Source organism: Orbus sasakiae (assembly GCF_039542345.1).
Taxonomy (GTDB): domain Bacteria; phylum Pseudomonadota; class Gammaproteobacteria; order Enterobacterales; family Orbaceae; genus Orbus; species Orbus sasakiae.
On sequence record NZ_BAABHY010000001.1, the window covers coordinates 1,159,250 to 1,177,825 of the forward strand.

General features: G+C 34.5%; 16 protein-coding genes, 3 tRNA genes and 1 pseudogene. 10 read left to right on the forward strand and 10 right to left on the reverse strand.

What is annotated here, in order from left to right; all coding sequences use genetic code 11:
- The first annotated feature begins 2 nt into the window (after nt 1-2).
- The 4 genes from ABEA36_RS05040 to ABEA36_RS05055 all read left to right on the forward strand — a co-directional run bounded on the left by ABEA36_RS05040 (nt 3) and on the right by ABEA36_RS05055 (nt 2,211).
- Nucleotides 3-1,739 carry an ABC transporter ATP-binding protein gene (locus ABEA36_RS05040; RefSeq protein ID WP_345489448.1) on the forward strand — a complete coding sequence of 579 codons (1,737 nt, stop codon included), beginning with the start codon at nt 3-5 and terminating at the stop codon, nt 1,737-1,739.
- Nucleotides 1,740-1,910: 171 nt separating this feature from the next.
- Nucleotides 1,911-1,998, forward strand: a tRNA-Leu gene (locus ABEA36_RS05045).
- Nucleotides 1,999-2,021: 23 nt separating this feature from the next.
- Nucleotides 2,022-2,097: transfer RNA gene (locus tag ABEA36_RS05050), tRNA-Gly, on the forward strand.
- A 40-nt stretch (nt 2,098-2,137) separates the two neighbouring features.
- Nucleotides 2,138-2,211: transfer RNA gene (locus tag ABEA36_RS05055), tRNA-Cys, on the forward strand.
- A 332-nt stretch (nt 2,212-2,543) separates the two neighbouring features.
- Here ABEA36_RS05055 and ABEA36_RS05060 read toward each other — a convergent pair.
- Nucleotides 2,544-3,611 carry an acyltransferase family protein gene (locus tag ABEA36_RS05060; protein ID WP_345489450.1) on the reverse strand — a complete coding sequence of 356 codons (1,068 nt, stop codon included), beginning with the start codon at nt 3,609-3,611 and terminating at the stop codon, nt 2,544-2,546.
- A gap of 458 nt (nt 3,612-4,069) precedes the next feature.
- On the opposite strand from ABEA36_RS05060, the gene ABEA36_RS05065 reads away from it, so the two are divergent.
- On the forward strand, nt 4,070-5,182 hold the full coding sequence (locus ABEA36_RS05065; protein WP_345489452.1) for a glycosyltransferase family 9 protein: 1,113 nt from the start codon (nt 4,070-4,072) through the stop codon (nt 5,180-5,182).
- A gap of 573 nt (nt 5,183-5,755) precedes the next feature.
- Here ABEA36_RS05065 and ABEA36_RS05070 read toward each other — a convergent pair.
- Nucleotides 5,756-6,652, reverse strand: coding sequence for a LysR family transcriptional regulator (locus ABEA36_RS05070; RefSeq protein WP_345489454.1), 897 nt, complete (start codon nt 6,650-6,652; stop codon nt 5,756-5,758).
- 117 nt (nt 6,653-6,769) lie between these two features.
- On the opposite strand from ABEA36_RS05070, the gene ABEA36_RS05075 reads away from it, so the two are divergent.
- Complete coding sequence (locus ABEA36_RS05075) at nt 6,770-7,789, forward strand: YeiH family protein (RefSeq protein ID WP_345489457.1); 1,020 nt, start codon at nt 6,770-6,772, stop codon at nt 7,787-7,789.
- Nucleotides 7,790-7,943: 154 nt separating this feature from the next.
- On the opposite strand, the gene ABEA36_RS05080 is transcribed toward ABEA36_RS05075, so the two are convergent.
- A complete protein-coding gene (locus ABEA36_RS05080; RefSeq protein WP_345489459.1) occupies nt 7,944-8,315 on the reverse strand; it encodes a rhodanese-like domain-containing protein in 372 nt (123 codons plus the stop codon).
- A 509-nt stretch (nt 8,316-8,824) separates the two neighbouring features.
- On the opposite strand from ABEA36_RS05080, the gene ABEA36_RS05085 reads away from it, so the two are divergent.
- The gene (locus tag ABEA36_RS05085; protein WP_345489461.1) at nt 8,825-8,971 is read left to right on the forward strand and encodes a S24 family peptidase; all 147 of its coding nucleotides are present in this window, start codon (nt 8,825-8,827) and stop codon (nt 8,969-8,971) included.
- 152 nt (nt 8,972-9,123) lie between these two features.
- On the opposite strand, the gene ABEA36_RS05090 is transcribed toward ABEA36_RS05085, so the two are convergent.
- From ABEA36_RS05090 to ABEA36_RS05100, 3 genes are all read right to left on the reverse strand, one after another.
- On the reverse strand, nt 9,124-9,543 hold the full coding sequence (locus ABEA36_RS05090) for a hypothetical protein (protein ID WP_345489463.1): 420 nt from the start codon (nt 9,541-9,543) through the stop codon (nt 9,124-9,126).
- A 17-nt stretch (nt 9,544-9,560) separates the two neighbouring features.
- Entirely contained in the window at nt 9,561-9,752 is a 192-nt protein-coding gene (locus tag ABEA36_RS05095) for a hypothetical protein (RefSeq protein ID WP_345489465.1), read from the reverse strand.
- 92 nt (nt 9,753-9,844) lie between these two features.
- Nucleotides 9,845-10,111 (reverse strand): hypothetical protein, encoded by a 267-nt coding sequence (locus ABEA36_RS05100; protein WP_345489467.1) that lies wholly within the window; start codon nt 10,109-10,111, stop codon nt 9,845-9,847.
- Nucleotides 10,112-10,611: 500 nt separating this feature from the next.
- Between ABEA36_RS05100 and ABEA36_RS13250 the strand changes: the two genes are divergently transcribed.
- The 3 genes and pseudogenes from ABEA36_RS13250 (at nt 10,612) to trhP (ending at nt 12,592) form a co-directional block, all read left to right on the forward strand.
- Nucleotides 10,612-10,800: a tyrosine-type recombinase/integrase gene (locus ABEA36_RS13250; RefSeq protein ID WP_425571892.1), complete on the forward strand. Its 189-nt coding sequence runs from the start codon at nt 10,612-10,614 to the stop codon at nt 10,798-10,800.
- A 65-nt stretch (nt 10,801-10,865) separates the two neighbouring features.
- A pseudogene (locus ABEA36_RS13255) lies at nt 10,866-11,165 on the forward strand (tyrosine-type recombinase/integrase); the annotation flags it as partial.
- Between the two features lie 86 nt (nt 11,166-11,251).
- A complete protein-coding gene (trhP, locus tag ABEA36_RS05105) occupies nt 11,252-12,592 on the forward strand; it encodes a prephenate-dependent tRNA uridine(34) hydroxylase TrhP (RefSeq protein WP_345489470.1) in 1,341 nt (446 codons plus the stop codon).
- A 56-nt stretch (nt 12,593-12,648) separates the two neighbouring features.
- On the opposite strand, the gene ABEA36_RS05110 is transcribed toward trhP, so the two are convergent.
- The 4 genes from ABEA36_RS05110 to proB form a co-directional block, all read right to left on the reverse strand.
- A complete protein-coding gene (locus tag ABEA36_RS05110; RefSeq protein WP_345489472.1) occupies nt 12,649-15,213 on the reverse strand; it encodes an autotransporter outer membrane beta-barrel domain-containing protein in 2,565 nt (854 codons plus the stop codon).
- Between the two features lie 358 nt (nt 15,214-15,571).
- Nucleotides 15,572-16,825: a glutamate-5-semialdehyde dehydrogenase gene (proA, locus tag ABEA36_RS05115; RefSeq protein ID WP_345489475.1), complete on the reverse strand. Its 1,254-nt coding sequence runs from the start codon at nt 16,823-16,825 to the stop codon at nt 15,572-15,574.
- 109 nt (nt 16,826-16,934) lie between these two features.
- Nucleotides 16,935-17,363, reverse strand: coding sequence for a TOBE domain-containing protein (locus ABEA36_RS05120; protein WP_345489477.1), 429 nt, complete (start codon nt 17,361-17,363; stop codon nt 16,935-16,937).
- Between the two features lie 96 nt (nt 17,364-17,459).
- Nucleotides 17,460-18,560 carry a glutamate 5-kinase gene (proB, locus tag ABEA36_RS05125; RefSeq protein WP_345489479.1) on the reverse strand — a complete coding sequence of 367 codons (1,101 nt, stop codon included), beginning with the start codon at nt 18,558-18,560 and terminating at the stop codon, nt 17,460-17,462.
- Nucleotides 18,561-18,576: the final 16 nt, after the last annotated feature.

Here is an 18,576-nt window from a genome sequence, read left to right on the forward strand (position 1 = left end):
TCATGTTCAAAAATACATTAAACCTCACTAGCGAAGGTAATAAAAACTTAACATATGCCATTATTATATGTACGCTCGAAAACTTAACATTGTTTTTACCATTTGTAGTCTTGCTACAAATGATCGTTACGTTAATTATGCCTTTAGTCACACAAACGCCATTGGATACCAACCATCTTTGGATGTTGTTTGCATTTGGTATTTTATCCGCTCTGCTTTTTTTTATTGTTTACCGTATTGAATATCGTAAGACATATACAGCGGCTTATAATGAATCTATGGCAACTCGTGTTGAAGTTGCTGAACGAATGCGTAAACTGCCGTTAAGTTTTTTTAATCAACGTAATTTAGCTGACTTAACGACCAATTTAATGTCAAATTGTTTTACGATTGAGCATGTCATGAGCCATGTTGTTCCGCAAATGATTGGCTATACACTTTCTAGTACTATTGCCTGTATTATGCTTGCTGTGTATGACTGGCGAATGGCACTGGCTATATTCTGTGTTTTACCTTTAGCTGCCTTTATTGTGTTTGTTGGGAAAAAATTGGAAGAAGGGTTATCACAGCAACATATTAAAGCTAAATTAGCGGTTTCAGATCAAGTACAAGAATATTTAGAAGGCATTAAAGTCATCAAGGCGTTTGGTTTATCTGAACAGAAATTTAGACATTTGGATTCTAGCCTTAAAAATATGATGAAAGCCGCCATTAAATTCGAATTTTTAGCGGGTATGTTTGTGACAGGTTCCACCATTTTATTACAAACGGGAATCGGTATTGTGATTTTAGTTGGCGTAACGTTAGTCAGCAATGGTACACTGAATATTTTTGCTTTTTTAACGTTTATTCTCGTCAGTACTCGTATCTATGCCCCTATTATTGCATTAATGACATTATTGCCTGAATTTTTCCACTTCTTACAATCCCTCAAAAGTATGCAAAAATTAAGGCGAACAGAACCAATGAATGGACGCACTGATATCGATCTAACGAATTTTGATATTTCATTAAACGACGTTACCTTTGCTTATAATCAAGTCGACGTCATAAAACATGCCACAATAACGATTCCAGCCAATAAGGTGACAGCATTTGTGGGGCCATCCGGAAGTGGGAAAACAACCTTATCCCGCCTCATTGGTCGGTTTTGGGATGTCAAATCAGGATCAATTATCATTGGTAATCAAACTATTAGGGATATTGACCCCGACAAATTAATGAGCTATATGTCTTTTGTGTTCCAAGATGTTATATTATTTAACGATACTATTTTTAATAATATTCGTGTTGGTAATGAAAATGCAACAGCAGAACAAGTTTATGATGCAGCGCGCAAAGCGCGTTGTGACGAATTTATTATGCGCTTACCACAAAGCTATGACACCGTATTGAGCGAAAATGGAGGTACTTTGTCTGGTGGTGAACGGCAACGGATTTCGATTGCAAGAGCCCTCCTCAAAAATGCACCGATCATCTTACTTGATGAAGCAACGGCATCTCTCGATCCACAAAATGAAGTATTAATTCAGCAAGCAATCTCAGAACTTATTTACAATCGGACCGTGATTGTTATTGCTCATCGATTAAGAACGATCACAAACGCAGACCAAATTATCGTGTTGGATCATGGTCATATTATTGAGCAAGGCAATTTTAAGTCATTAATGGCACAATCAGGATTATTTTATAAATTATATACCATACAGCAGCAAAACCAGGGGTGGAATATAAGTTAAATCTTAGTGATAATAAGACCTATTATTCGTCTATTTTGCTAATATTACATACAGATTAACTAAACATTAACCAATCAAACCGATTTATTTAAAATTTTTATTGACTGAACGGATAAGATGAGTAAAATGCACTGCATTCAAAACGTAATTACCTTTAGGTAGCTGTTTTGAGCCCGGGTGGTGAAATCGGTAGACACAAGGGATTTAAAATCCCTCGGCCTTTTTGGCCGTGCGAGTTCAAGTCTCGCCCCGGGCACCAATTTCAAAATGTAATATCTCAATGCGGGAATAGCTCAGTTGGTAGAGCGCAACCTTGCCAAGGTTGAGGTCGCGAGTTCGAACCTCGTTTCCCGCTCCAAACTCTCGATAATATTTTTATAATCATTAAAGAGACGATTGGCGCGTTGGCAGAGTGGTTATGCAGCGGATTGCAAATCCGCGGACCTCGGTTCGATTCCGGGACGCGCCTCCATAAATAGTTTAATATTTAAAATCAATAGTGATAAAAATCAAGTTAACTTACTTAAATATCTAATTAGAATACTTTGTACTTAATTTGATATGTTTTAGATATCTTATGAGTTGGTTTTTATATTAAGTATCAGAATTAATTAAATGAACGTAATAAATGCCTGTTAGCAGTCTTAATTCGTTTGTTGATAGACACTTAACTCAAGTATTTCGGTCTATTCAAGATTAATGTGATTACTTTTTGATATGCAAAGTACACATAAAAAACAATAAGTAATACAAAAAAAGCAGTGATAGTCATCAATAAAAATACTATATGCTTTTTTGATTTTGCTAATTTTTTACCGTGATAAAATTTATTATTGTTGATGAGACTTTCTTAAATAAGAAATACAATATTGTTGCAAATATAACACATAAAAATGTGACAACTGTAAACATTAAAACTTTATTCATTTCTGAAAAAACAGCATATTTACTTAAAATAACTAGCAAACCAGTATGAGATAAATACAGTATATAAGATATATCCCCAGTTTTTGCTAAATAAGGATTAGATAGTATTTTTAAAAACTTCTCTTTTTTATAAAATAATAAAATAATAATAAATGAAAAAACAAAATAAATATTAAAATCAGTTAAATTATTTCCATTCCTAAACAAAATAAGTCTACATAGTTCAATGATACAAAATAGTTCCAAAATTATTAAAATCACATTCCATCTTTTTTTATTTAATTTACCCCAGTCATTTTTATTTATAAAGTCTACAATCATATAAGCAAATATACCAACTGATAATCCTAGCGTCCCTCTAAGGATACCTTGAGATAAAAAATTTAAAATAATTGGTTGTGAATGCCCTGCAACTTGACCTATGTTTGCAGTCATATAGCATAATGATAAAATAGCTAAAACAGGAATAAAAAGATAAAGTGCTTTTTCTTTAAAAAAGAACATTAAAGCATAAATAAAACTACCTAACCAAAACAAAACTGTTACAAACCACATGCCACCTATCATTGTGGGTATACGACTAAAGTCGCATAATAAAATATTACTTAAAAAGAAACTACTCGTACTAGTGTGAATTCCAAAGCTTTTCGTAATGAAATACAAAACAAATAAACAAAAAATAAATTGCGGATATAATCGTTTAAATCTTGCTAAAAAAAAGTTTCCTAATCCAGTAGGATTTTGAGAGATTAATGATTTAGCATAAAAAGATTTCGCCATTAAAAACCCTGACAAAATAAAAAAACACTCTACAGCTAGATGTGCAGCTTTAAAATATTTACTTTCATAACTATCATTACCATAAATAATTATTACTGTGTGATGCCAACAAATAAAAATAGCTAAAATAAATCTTAAACTATTAAAAGAATATATACTATTCATCTAAACTACCCGTATTAAAAAATTGAGTATATTAAAATTTCAATCAAATCATGGCAAATGATATTTTCTATGTTCTACAATTTTACTAAAACTCTATTTATCGGTATATAAGGGGCTATTCGATATTGTTATAAATTATCTGAACATTTTTATCTATTTAGGGTAAGCACTTAGTATTTTAGTGTTTTACTATTTTTAAATTTGATTATTTCATTATTGATGTTATTTTATGTTTTAGATTTATATCTCACGTATCAAGATCATTTCAATTAGTTAGAGCAATGTAGTAAACATATTAATCAGAACTAAATCATAAAGATTATGATATCAATATCAAATAAGTCCTGGCTTTTAACAAAAAAATCGTAATATCTTACAGCTTAGAGTAAGGCCGTCTAAGTAGTTAATTACCAAGGCTTGTGATATAATTTAATGATATAAATAATAGATGAGAATGGATGATGTCGTTAAAACGATTGTTGGACAAGCTAAAACACCTAAATAGACAAAGGAATCTAAAAACTAAAATCTTAAAAAAGAAAATTTATTTCTCCTACATTAGTCTGATCAAAATACGATCCTCATTAGTTCCTGCTAAATATAAAAATATAACTATATTAATGACTGATCTCGGAATTGGAGATGTAATAGTCGCCTCTTTTTTAATAAAATCATTAAGAGACTCATCGTTTAATGTCAGCGTGATTGTTGAAGAAAGAATTGCATATTTATTTGACGGATTTATTGACGTTGATAAAAAGATACTTTTTGGAGACCTAGATTTGCTAAAAAAACAAGTAAAAGACAATCGAATAGATTTGTTAATTGACCTAATGGATATTAATGATTTAACAGAAAAAAGAATACAAATTATTCATACAATAAAACCAAAGCATACGATCGGCTTTAATCAAAAAAATCACGTGTACGACACATCAATAAAATACAAAAAATATCATGACCATTTTACAAGTAGAATGACAACAATATTAAATTTATTAAATGTTAAATTCAATGATGTAAAATATTATTTTAATTTACCCCCATCAGCTTACGATGAAGTTAATAATTTTTTATTTGAACATAAAATAAATAACAAAAAAATTATTGCTTTCAATCCCTTTGGCTCATTTTCAGAAAAAAGTTTTTCATACCAGCAAATTAATAATATCATCAATTTCATGTCAAAATATGAAGATTCTGTGTTGATTATTATTGGCGAAAAAAATAAATTATCACTTATCAATAATGTACATAAAAACGTATTTATTGGTAATTTTTCAAGTTTTTTTGCATCGATTGCTTTAGTTGAATTATGTGATTTATTAATATCTGTTGATACGTCTATAGTACATGTTGGTAATGCTTTCAATAAAAAACTAATTAGTATTTATAGTAATATGCAAATAGGAGAATTTGACAGCAATATCGCATGGGCGCCTAATTATGGTAATGCCAAACAAATATTTACTAAAGAGTATAAAAGGACGTCTATTGGCGACGACATATCAAAAATGGAATTAGATGAATTATTCAAAGAAATAGAACAAGACATTGCTCTGAAATATTAAATATCATATGAATGTGATATATCAACATGAAATAGCTGAAAATATCATAAAAATTGGATATTTGAATATTTGTCCTAACGTTTTAAAGCTAGAATTAAAATAGTTAGCTGAATTTTAGCGAATTGAAATGGCAAGATAAAATAAAGGTTAAAAAATTAAGTGATTTAGGATACATCAATCATTATGTTTTATAAAATAAAATAAATCTTAAGACATCCGAGAAATACATAAATGCAGTAAAATCGCTGGAAGTATGCACCTATAAATGTTCACCATACAACCAGAGCTAGCCATAGTATATGTAAAGTTTAAACAAACAATAACTGTAAATATTTTGTTCTTACTGTTTGTTTATTTTTTACTTCGGATAAAAAGATAAATATTGAACACACTGATTTATCTAAAATGTTTAAATTAGAAAGCAAGGGTCCAATTATGATGACGCTTATATAGCTAAATACAGTAATAATAAATTAAAAAGACCTTATTCAATTAACCTGTTAAGTAAATCTTTAATATATCAAACTAAAAAAAATTAACGCAATTGCATTCATACTAAATCTACATATAGCTTTAAGCAGTAATACAGTTGATAATAAACTCTTTCGATTCAAGTAGCTGTATAAACCTTGTCATTCCTTGGGTCCGTTTTTTATTACGATGAGTGATAATATAAAATTGGCGCGTCAATTTAGGTAAATCACAATGAATTAAACTAATTTTTTGCTGTGCAAGTAAATCACTTACTACATAATGCGACAAACAACTTATGCCTAGACCTGCCGCTACCGCATATTTTATTGCTTCAGAATTACCCAACTCCATGCTAATTTGAAATTGATTCAATTGTGCGTGTAAAAACCGTTCAACTATTGCTCTTGTACCACTGCCCTTTTCCCTTAATAGCCACGGAGCTGATGATAATTGTTGGTGATCAAAATATTTTTGTTCTTTAGAGAATGCTTTAAACATCACTAATTCATCGTCTTGCCAGGGTTTAACAATAATATCTTCATGATGGCAATTTCCTTCTATCAAACCAATATCAATATCAAAGTTAGCTACCGCAGTAATGATAGCATCTGTATTGCTCACCATCATATCTAATGTCGAAGATGGATAGTGTTGACGAAATAATGCCAACATATTTGGCATGATGTAATTACCAATCGTTGTACTCGCACCAATTTTAATCGCGGTCGGATGAGTTGAAAATAAATTTTCAACCTCTTGCACAGAATTAAGAATATTAATCGCCATCGGTAATAACAATCGCCCATTTTCATTAAGAATAAGTTGCCGACCGTGACGGTCAAACAGCGGTGAATCTAAGATTGTTTCTAATTTTAACAATGCTTGGCTTGCAGCAGATTGAGTAATATGCAAATGATCTGCAGCCATCTTTACCGTGTTATATTTAACAACATAATGAAAAACGGTTAACTCTTTTAAGGTTATTTTTGCTGGCATGATAATCACAATATTATTAATTAATAAATCTAATATATCAGAGAAATTAAATTAATTTTATTTATTTAAATAACAACGTTATAGTAGTTTTTATTTTTAATGAAGAGTTTATTTATCATGCAAGTTAAAAAATATATTCCCGGTATCAGCTTATCGTTATTATTGGCGATGATTGCCTCGTTAATTGCAAATATCTCTTATATTAAACATCTTGGCTTATCGTCAATTGTGATAGCGATTATTCTCGGTTTGCTGATAGGTAATAGTGTTTATCCTAAACTCAGTCATTATTGCTATGTTGGGGTTGATTTTAGCAAAGGGAAAATTTTGCGTTTAGCCATTATCTTGTTTGGTATCAAACTGACCTTTCAAGATATTGCTTTAGTCGGTTATCAAGGCATCCTTATCGATATATTAATGGTAGTCAGTACTTTTTTATTAACTATGTGGATGGGGATTAAGTTATTTCATCTTGATCAAGATAGCGTAATTTTAATTGGAAGTGGTTGTTCAATTTGTGGTGCAGCGGCTGTCATTGCCACTGAATCAACCATAAACACGAATCCAGAAAAAGTGACCATAGCAGTAGCAATTGTTGTAATATTTGGTACACTGGCAATGTTTATTTATCCTTTCTTTTATGCTTATATTGCCACTCATTTTGCTATTTCTGACAGCTATTTTGGCATCTATATTGGTTCTACCATTCACGAAGTCGCCCAAGTTGTTGCTGCAGGTAATGCCATAAGTGAACCAGCGGTTGAAACCGCAGTAATTAGTAAAATGCTCAGAGTATTATTGTTAGCACCTTTCTTATTTGTATTATCGGCCTATTTAATTAAAAACCAACAAGGCAATTCTCAAAAACGTAAACTGGTTATTCCATGGTTTGCTATCGGTTTTTTGTTAATGGCTTGCCTCAATTCACTCAATATCTTACCCAAACAGTTTGTCAGTATTATTATTATGCTTGATAACATTCTACTGACTATGGCGATGGCAGCACTCGGTTTAACCAGCCATTACTCAGCCTTTCAAAAAGCGGGGATTAAACCATTATTATTAGGTTTTTTCATATTTGTTTGGCTAATCATAGGGGGAGCAGCGATTAATGTGGCCGTTAATGCTGCTTTGTAGATTATGAAGGTAATCTTTAGGACTAATCAATACACTGTCAACACAATTCACATTCAGCCAACGGTGTATTGATTTATCATTTATAAAGTTGTTAATGCAATAAATTGTGATTTTTACACTATAATCAGATGTTATGATAAAAAAATAACGAACATTACTCTTTTACTAACGAGTAACCCGCCTCTTTCCATCCCCGATAACCCCCATCCATCGAAATAATATTTCGGTACCCCATTTTAGTTAGACTTTCTGCAGCTAATATAGAACGATAGCCTCCACCACAATACAAAATGATGGTGGTCTCTTGATTTGGAACAAGGGTTTCGATATCTCGTTCAATAATTCCCCGTCCTAGATGAACCGCATGAGGTAAATGATCATGATTCCATTCACTTTCTTCTCTTACATCAATAAGTAAAGGTAACTGCTGATTATCTAATAACTTTTTTACATCATCGACAGAACATGTTTTCACAGTTTGACGAGCTGCCTTACATAAGGTTTCAAAACCGAGATTATGTTTCATTGTATTACCTCTGCTGAAAAATGACCTTTATTATAGAACGAAAATTGATAGAAATATAACCTTATGATTTAACTGTTAAATAATAAATTTGCTATTCTGACAACCTCAGCGTAAAATCTGCGCCGCATATTACTGCTTATTACGTTGAGCAACTTGTTCAACACTGACTTGACATCAGAGCTATATTTTTCATATCAATTTTTTAATCTATTATTATCATGAAGTTATCAGCTTAATTTTCTGTATATTTATTCACTGTTTATTACTTATTTTATATATTTTACGGCACAAATATGGCACAAGTTAATTTTCATGATCATTAGTTAGTGATCATAAAAATAAGTTTATGCTATATCGATATTGATTTTGTCTAAATTAAATATGCACTGTATATATGAACAGAAAAAATAACAGCAATACAGGTTTAAATGAATTGCTGATAAAATGTCGGCTAACAAGTTACATACTGTGCGTATTTGGTGAATCGATGCGTGACGGTAGGATTTAAAATGGCGGATTCGTCAATACAGGCTAAACATGGTAGTGATGTTGTTGTCGTTATGCTTAACAGTGAATTCACAATTAAAAAGTTACAACTTGAGCCAAGATTAGCATTAAGTCCGATGAATCCAGACTATGAACCAAAAACTCTATAAGCTATCGAAAGTCGATTCAAAAGAAAATATTATAAATGGAATATTGAAGGTAAAAAACAATATCTATGCCCATACTGCAGTAACAGATTAGAAAGAAAAGAAAGCTCTCAAGCATTTAACAAAAGATTTAAATAAGCCCGAAAGGGCTTTATTTAATATAAGGTGGTAGGCATTATATCTGTATTGCCGTTTGGATCTATTGACAACCTAAAATAGCGAACATCACCAACCTTTAAAATAAAACTCCTTTCCCGTCTCGGCGCATTAAAGCTACATAATCCTCTACCTTCTAATGATGCACCTAATATTATTTCACCACTAGGTACATAAAATGAGGCTCTTTCTTTAGTTTCTAATTTTGCCGATTCTTTGCCATTAATAAAAAAGTTTATAAAACAAGCACTACCGACAATACCTTTATCACGAACAACAATAATATTTGAGCTATCATTATTTTGATAACTAAATACTCTATCCATTGGCACGTTTTTTATTTCATTCTGGGATGGTGGTGTAGTGGAACATCCAATCAACCCAAGTGAAACAAAAATAATAAGTAATAATTTTCTCATTATATTTCCTCAATTATCTATAAATTTTCAGCAACATTTCTTGCTACATCTAAAGCAATTTGATCCCACGCATACTCAATAGTCGATGTGACTTTTGCATCCTTTACCCCTTTATCATTTTGTTTTGTTACAAACTCTTTTTCCCATTTTTTCCCAGCTAAATCAAATGTCACATTCAAATACACATATGCCGAATCTATATTACTCATTCCGTAAGTAAAATTTGTTTCAGCTTTATTAACTGTTATGGATAATTTTCTCCCGTCATTATTTAAATCAGCATATGTATTTATGGCCTCTTCTATTCTATTCTAGATGATATTCCTATTCCTGTAGGAATCCTTGTGCGAGAGCCTCCACCAATAAATCCAGAAGCGCCTTGAATGTCTACTCGTGATGGAAAATCTGTCGGAATCCATGTAATATCTAAGCTTGGGCGGGAGTTTAAATGCACCTCAGATTTAATTTTCTTTACAGATTGGTAAGATAAGCGATCATTAAATTGATGATGAACACTGCACCCACCTAATAAAGTACTAATAAAGCATAAAGCAGCAATTTTTTTCATACTATTAATCCAATAATTAAAGTGAATTAATAGTATGAAATTTAAATCAGTAAATCAACGCTTATTCAGTAATCCACTAGGTCGCATTTGCTCTTGAATAATGCTTCATAATCGATTGCGTTATCATCTGACCTAGCTGCTTGCTGTCGCCTTCTGTTACGGAGCGATCACCTATATTTACAGGCACGTTAACAGTTATGTTACTACCATTACTATTACCTTATCTTAAAAAGTTTTTCAAATCAGCATTATTTCTAGCGTCAACAACCCTCTCCCCTATCTAAACAGCATTTCTAAAAAGTTGGTGACTTTATCTTGTCGAGGTAAATATCAAACTTATCTTGATACGCTAGATTGGTATTTTTTAACAGAAGATGAAGCATTACAGTTTATAGGTGACTAAATGATTACAGAAGAATTAAAAGAAGAAATTGACGGATTGTGTATAAAGCATACGGGATTACTTCCAACTTGCTCTGCAAAAAGTACGTGTTAGATCGATAACTAAAGAAAAAGCTACCTTGTTACTTAAAAACATAAAACAAAAATGGCTATATGATGTTTGTTTTTTTGTACTATCAACTGGAGCCAGACAAAGCAAAATATTATCATTAACTTGGAATAATGTTGATTTCGTTAATAAGGTGGCTTTAGTTACGGCCAATAACGCTAAATCAGGCATAGCTTAAATGATAATGTAATTGAGTTATTAAGGTCACTGAGATTTAAAAGCGATGATTGATATGTTTTTACTCGAAAAGACAATAAGAGGATTAACAAGGTAGATCATGGTGCTTTTCAATCAGCTTTAAAAGCATCAGGAATTGATAATTTTAGATTTCATAATTTACGTCATACATGGGCAAGCTGGCATGTCCAATCGGGAACGCCATTATATACACTTAAAACAATGGGTGGCTGGGAGACGCTTGAAATGGTAAATAAATATGCTCATTTGAACGCTGAACATATGATAGAATATTCAAGCAATGTCACATTTACGGCACAAGCCTATAATGACACATTTAAATTTAGAATAGCAAATAGTAATTAATTATAATTATTCAATGCTTTAAGACGAGTTAGCAAGATGTATAAATACGTTAGCTCACTGACTTGATATCAGAGGCATTTTATTAAATGGAAACACAATCTTTTAAACCCGAACTGCTTTCACCGGCTGGTTCATTAAAAAACATGCGCTATGCATTTGCTTATGGAGCAGATGCCGTTTACGCAGGGCAACCTCGTTATAGTTTACGCGTACGTAATAACGAATTTAATCATGAAAACTTAGCCATTGGGATTAACGAAGCTCATGCGCAAGGTAAAAAGTTTTACGTTGTTGTTAATATTGCACCACATAATTCAAAACTTAAAACCTTTATTCGTGACTTAAAGCCGGTTGTAGATATGAAACCTGATGCTTTCATCATGTCAGATCCGGGTTTGATTATGCTTGTTCGCGAGCATTTTCCTGAAATGGAAATTCATCTTTCAGTACAATCAAATGCAGTTAACTGGGCTACTGTCAAATTCTGGCACCAAATGGGGCTTACCCGAGTAGTATTATCACGTGAATTATCCATCGATGAAATCGCTGAAATTCGTGAAAAAGCCCCCGAAATGGAATTAGAAGTTTTTATTCATGGCGCATTGTGTATGGCTTACTCTGGTCGTTGTTTATTATCGGGTTATATTAACAAACGCGATCCCAACCAAGGTACATGTACTAATGCTTGTCGTTGGAAGTACAATGTGGCTGAAGGTAAAGAAAACGAAACAGGTCAAATCGTTCACAAATATGAACCTATTGAAGTAAAACAAGTAGGCGCTAACGAAGTGCTCGATGGACCGACTGACAAGGTCTTCATGCTTGAGGAATCAGGACGACCAGGTGAGTACATGCAAGCTTTTGAAGATGAGCATGGTACCTATATCATGAACTCTAAAGATTTAAGAGCTGTTGAATTAGTTGAAGATTTAACTAAAATCGGCGTACATTCTTTAAAAATCGAAGGTCGTACGAAATCATTTTATTATTGCGCTCGTACAGCACAAGTTTATCGTAATGCTATTGATGCCGCAGCAGCAGGAAAACCGTTTGATCCAAGACTCTTAGTTGAACTAGACTCCCTTGCTCACCGCGGCTATACGGAAGGATTTTTACGTCGTCATAATCATGAAGAGTTGCAAAACTATGAGCACAGTCATTCCGTATCTGAAAGACAGCAATTTGTCGGTGAATTTAGTGGACAACGTCTAAATGGCTTAGCTGAAGTTATTGTTAAAAATAAATTTTCAGTTGGTGATAGTGTTGAAATGATGACACCACAAGGCAATATTACGTTTGAAATAACAAGTATGCAAAATAAAAAAGGACAACCTGTGCCTGCTGGACTCGGTGATGGTCATATTGTGTATATCCCAATCCCTGAAGATATTAATCTTGATTATGCACTATTAATGCGTAATTTCTAAACAACCCAAAAAAGGCACCCATCGGTGCCTTTTTTAGTGTGAAAATAGATCGTGACCTAAAAGCTGTATTTGAGCCCTAACATCACTGCACTGTTACTGTAATGGTGATCGCTATATTGATACGCCAAGTTAAACCACACGTTGGTCTGTTTTGCAATATTGCCTTCTAAACCCGCTTTGATTTCACCAATATTATGTGCACCATCTTGTTGGATTTGCTGTCCATCCATACTGATAGCAAAGGGTTTAGTATTATATAACCAGTTAGCCTCAATAAATAACTGACCTGCTTGATGGGTACGTTGGTTGACCGTATCGCTTGAGCTCATAGTAGCGCGAAGACCAAAACGGGTTTGCCAGTTATTGCCCTTGCCTGTAACGTGCGTCCCGTTTGCCTCACGGTGCTCATCAGCATCCACATTCATCCAAGTTAACTGCCCTTTTGGTTGTAACCAGTAGCTATAAGCCGCTGTTTGACCTAATTTAATATTATAACCCGATTCTAATGAAGCGGTCAGGCCTCTGAGATTATAACTTTCTTGATTCAACTCTTGACCATTAACTGAAGCATCAAAGTCTTTCCACAATAACCAGCTATCAATGTATAAACCACTTTTATCAGCATCATTATCATACCAGGTGCCATATACACCAGCACTATACCCATCAATTGTCCCCGTTGAGCGGTAGCCGCTTAACTGGGAATCACTATCACTTGAACTCCGACCATAGCCCCACATGATACCAAAATGCAAACGGTTGCGATTATTGGTTGTCCACTGCGCTATGTCACCACCCAGTTGTACGATGTTCCAATGCGCCTTATTATTGAGTTGATGTCCAGCATTAAACTTCTGATTACCGTATTGGTAACGTAACCACATACTGGTTACTTTTTGTTCCCCGTTAAGTAAATCAGTATACTGGGTTTCACCTAAACGGTCGTGCAAACGTAAATTAAATAGACTATTGGCTGCGACCAAATTAGATAAATATGAACCCGCTTCTGGCCTGATTGTGGCCTCACTATTATCGATATACTTACTGGTTAAATACCAACTATTGTTATCAGTACCACTGGCCGTCCCATGTCCTAAATAATACTCATATGAGCCCGCGACAATACGCCCTTGTTGCACAAATGCATCAGTACTTGATGTCCCTGTTACATCAATCACTTTGATGCCTTCAACAGTCTGTGCTCCACTGCCCCCCAGATTATTGACCGACACATAAGTGGTGCCTGACGCATTGCCATTAATCACTAATTTATCGGTTGCGGAATTGTCATCACCTAACACACTATTAAGGATTAGTTGCCCCTTATCGCCGGTATAGTCACCATTGATCGTCAGTGTACTCCCCGCGGTAGAGCTTGCTGATAAATCAATAATACCACGGTTGGTAACATTACTATTAACGTTCGCATCAGCCACACCACTTGCTAGATTAAGCGTACCGTAGGTATCAACGGTGACATCGTTAGCGGTTAACTCACCAGATAGACTTAAAGCCGCATTACTTTTCGTACCAATATTAATGGCTTCCCAATTAACAATCGAAATATTCCCTGCTTGCCCTATGCTGCCTGATGAACCCGTTAACGATTGGTTGAGATTTAAAGTATCGGTATCTGTATCAGTGCGACTAGTTGTACCATCCGCTGAACCACCATCAAGCACAGTGAGTCCAGAAACGTCAGCTCCCTGATCAATATTTAAGGTATCACTGCCACCACCGAGTACGATGCTGCCAATCACTTTAGCGCCATCTTTTAGCGTGACAGTGGCATTACCGCTATCATCTTTGATTGCAGTACCTGACGTCCCAGAAACAACACCACCATCATGTATAGTAATAATCGTTTCTTTACCGGCAATACCTGTTGCCGTATTGATACCAACGCCGCCGATCACCGTGCCAGAGATGTCAACAATCGTACTGCCAGTGCCATGATTATAAGCAAGAACAGCCGTTGAACTTGGACCTGCTGAGATTATACCCGCTTTTTGTTCTACGATTAAATCTGTACCATTAGAATTGGCATTTTCGATATAAAGCGCAGCTAATGCGCCATCGCTTGTAGCTGTAATATTTCCAGAACTGATCATTGTGGATTTACCACTTGCCCAATTTACCGCATAAATACCATTTTTATACCCCGTAATTGAACCTGACTTTTGTTCGATATATAAGCCCGTTGCATCACCAGTTGTATCAACTTGCAAGCCAATGCCTTTTTCCCCAGAAATGCTCCCCGCGGTTGTCACTGACGCAACACCCGGCCCGCTGTTGCTAGCCATAACACCAATATCACTAGCATGAATTACACTGTTTTCTTCTTGTACGACAGTCAAATTACCACTACTACCAACAACTGATTCAAGTATTAATCCTCGTTCATCAGTAGTATTATTTTGATAGGAACTATCAATATACACATTAAGCGATTGATCACTCATTAAGACTTCAGTTGAAGACATTACCCCTGAACAAACATAATTAAAACTATTGGCTGGTACGCTGACACAATTAGCAACCGCTTGGGGAATAAAAGCAATACTTGTCGAACCAACCGCTGTTAAAAACAAACGATTGAAGACGAAATTGACACACTTCATTTTCATTTCCTTTAATTCATCATAAATTTATTATTTTTTTTACTATTTTATATTGCATATGATAATTTGATACAAGATGAATAAGCCGACAATTATTTATTTCAATCTTTCGAATATATGTTTTATTTATAACATCAAAAGATTAACCATTATGTAAATGAGCAGTATCTCACAAAACATAGCCTATAAAATTGCGGCTATTATAATCATTTGGATCATGATAGCCAAGATCAATTTTAGCAATAATTGAGTGAAAATTCATTGCGATTTGTTCAGATAAAGTGAGAGGAAATGAGGGATTGTCTGTTAAAACGCCGATAATATTATATCGGCGTTAATGTAAAAAAATATGTTTGAATTAGCACCTAATAAGATCATCACCATAACCAATCCATTTATAGGTTGTTAATGCTTCAAGCCCCATTGGGCCCCTTGCATGTAATTTTTGTGTACTTACCGCAACCTCAGCGCCTAATCCGAATTGCGCACCATCAGTAAATCGCGTTGATGCATTGACATAGACGGCAGCTGAATCCACCAAATTCACAAATTTTTCAGCACTGGCTAATGAACGTGTCAAAATCGCATCTGAATGAGCACTGCCATATTCACGAATGTGCTCGACGGCGAGTTCTAAAGAATCAACGATGACAACATTTAGATCCTTTGATAACCATTCATTACGTAATTCGTCATCATTAACGGGTAAAACATTAGCCACACCATGTTTTAATACTTCAAATGCTGACGAGTCGGCATGCAATACCACCTTGTTATCTGCCATGATTTGACTTAATTTAGGTAAAAACAGGTCGGCAATTTCAGTGTGCACCAGTAATGTTTCTAATGTATTACAGGTACTTGGACGCTGGGTCTTAGCATTAATTATAATTGGAAAGGCTGTATCAAAATCCATACTTTGATCAACAAACATATGGCAAACACCAATTCCACCTGTAATAACAGGGATTGTTGAATGTTCACGACAAAGCTTATGCAAGGCAGCTCCACCACGCGGAATAATCATATCAACATATTTATCAAGTTTTAATAATTCATTGATATATTTACGATCAGGATTATTAATTGACTGGATTGCGGCTGAAGGTAACTGTGTTTGAGCCAGTGCATCTTGAATGACTTCAATCATCACTTTATTTGTATTTGTTGTTTCTTTACCGCCACGTAAAATGGCAGCATTACCTGTTTTTAGACATAGGGTCGCAATATCGATAGTTACGTTTGGTCTCGCTTCGTAAATAACTCCAATGACCCCTAACGGCACTCGGTGACGTTGTAACTTTAAACCACTATCCAGTGTATATCCATCAATCACCTCACCAACAGGATCGGCAAGCATAATGACCTTTCTGACATCATTAGCAATAGTCGCTAAACGCTCATGAGTTAATAATAACCGGTCCAAAATAGCATCACTTGTGCCATGAGCTTTTGCAGCTTCAATATCAATCGAATTCGCTGCTAAGATTTTTGCTGAGTGTTGTTCGAGTAGATCGGCAATACAACTTAGCGCTGCATTCTTTTGTGCTGTTGAACATTGTGATAATTCAAATGCAGCGATTTTGGCTGCTTTACCAAGTTGCTCTAACATAGTTTATAACCTCATATAAGTGCTATTACAGTGGTATTCAAATACATATCAATATAATAATTTGGTGAGACGAAATGATCATTCATATTACGATGATTTTAAGTTATGCTTAATCCTCAACGCCAACAATGACATGTGAAGCTTTAAACATTGCCGTTGCATCATCACCCACTTGAAATTCTAGATTCTCACAACTTTCATTAGTTATAATAGCAACAATGATTTGCCCATGACCTAAATCGATAGAAACTTCTGAATTAACAGCACCTTGGTTTATTTTTATGATTCTGCCAGATAAACGATTACGTGCGGATACTTTTATCGTATTAGGTCCGACTGTTAAGATCACAAAAGATGCTTTTATTAAAGCAAAGGCTGATGCGCCTAGTTTTAAATTTAAGGCTAAAGTACTTTCGTGAGTAATGATGGCTGTAATTAATGTTCCATTGGGTAATTTAAGTGTAATTTCATCATTAACAGTACCATTTTTAAGTTCTACCACTTCACCATAAAAACAATTACGTGCACTTGTTTTCATCTGAGATTCCTTTTAATAAGTCCTAATGTGTTTTATATTTTCAACTATATATTTATATAGTGATATTAATAATAATAGGTTCCACTTAACAATAAGCTATTTAACAATCATATCATCGCGATGAACGGCAACTGGACCATATTCATAACCAATAAGTTTACTAATGTCTTGTGAATGGTGGCCGGCTATTTGCCTTAATGCATCACTGTTATAACGAGAGACCCCACGAGCAATACTGACACCCTGTTGATTACAGATATCGATAGCTTCACCCCGTGAGAAATTGTTTTTAACTTCAACAATTCCTTTAGGTAAAATGGAACGACCTTGATTCAAAATCGCATTTACAGCACCATCATCAAGTAAAATACTGCCCGCAGGCGGGGCACCAAACAACCAGTATTTCCGGTGTTCTAATGGTGTTTTTTTCGGCATGAAACGGGTTCCAACAGCGATATTTTTAGCAACATCAAGAATAACATTCGGTCTGCTACCTGCCGCAATGATGACTTCAATTCCTGCTTTACCTGCTATTTCAGCCGCTTGTAATTTAGTCCCCATTCCCCCCGTTCCTAAACCGGAAATACTATCACCAGCAATGGCTTTTAATGCGGTATCAATTGTTTCAATTTCTGTAATAAGTTTTGCGTTGGGGTCTTTCCTCGGATCTGCGGTAAATAACCCTTCTTGGTCGGTTAATAAAATTAATTTATCTGCTTGCGCCAAAATTGCGGCTAGCGCAGATAAATTATCATTATCCCCAACTTTTATTTCAGCGGTCGCTACAGCGTCATTTTCATTGATAACCGGCACAATATGATTATCTAACATCGCTTTTAGTGCATCTTGTGCATTGAGAAAACGTTCTCGATCTTCTAGATCAGCGCGCGTTAGCAGCATTTGACCGATATAGATATTATAAATTGAAAATAACTGTTCCCAAGTTTGAATCAGTTTACTTTGCCCAACAGATGCTAACAGTTGTTTAGACGCGACCGTTTTAGGCAATTCAGGATAATTCAAATTTTCACGACCCGCGGCGATTGCGCCTGAGGTGACGACAACAATGTTATGACCTTGCTCAATTAATTGGTGGCACTGCCTCACTAATTCTAAAATCCTAGCGCGATCTATCTTTTTTGAACCGCCAGTTAATACACTTGTTCCAAGCTTGATAACAATAGTTTGTTGCTTCATTTTTTAACCGTTCAAT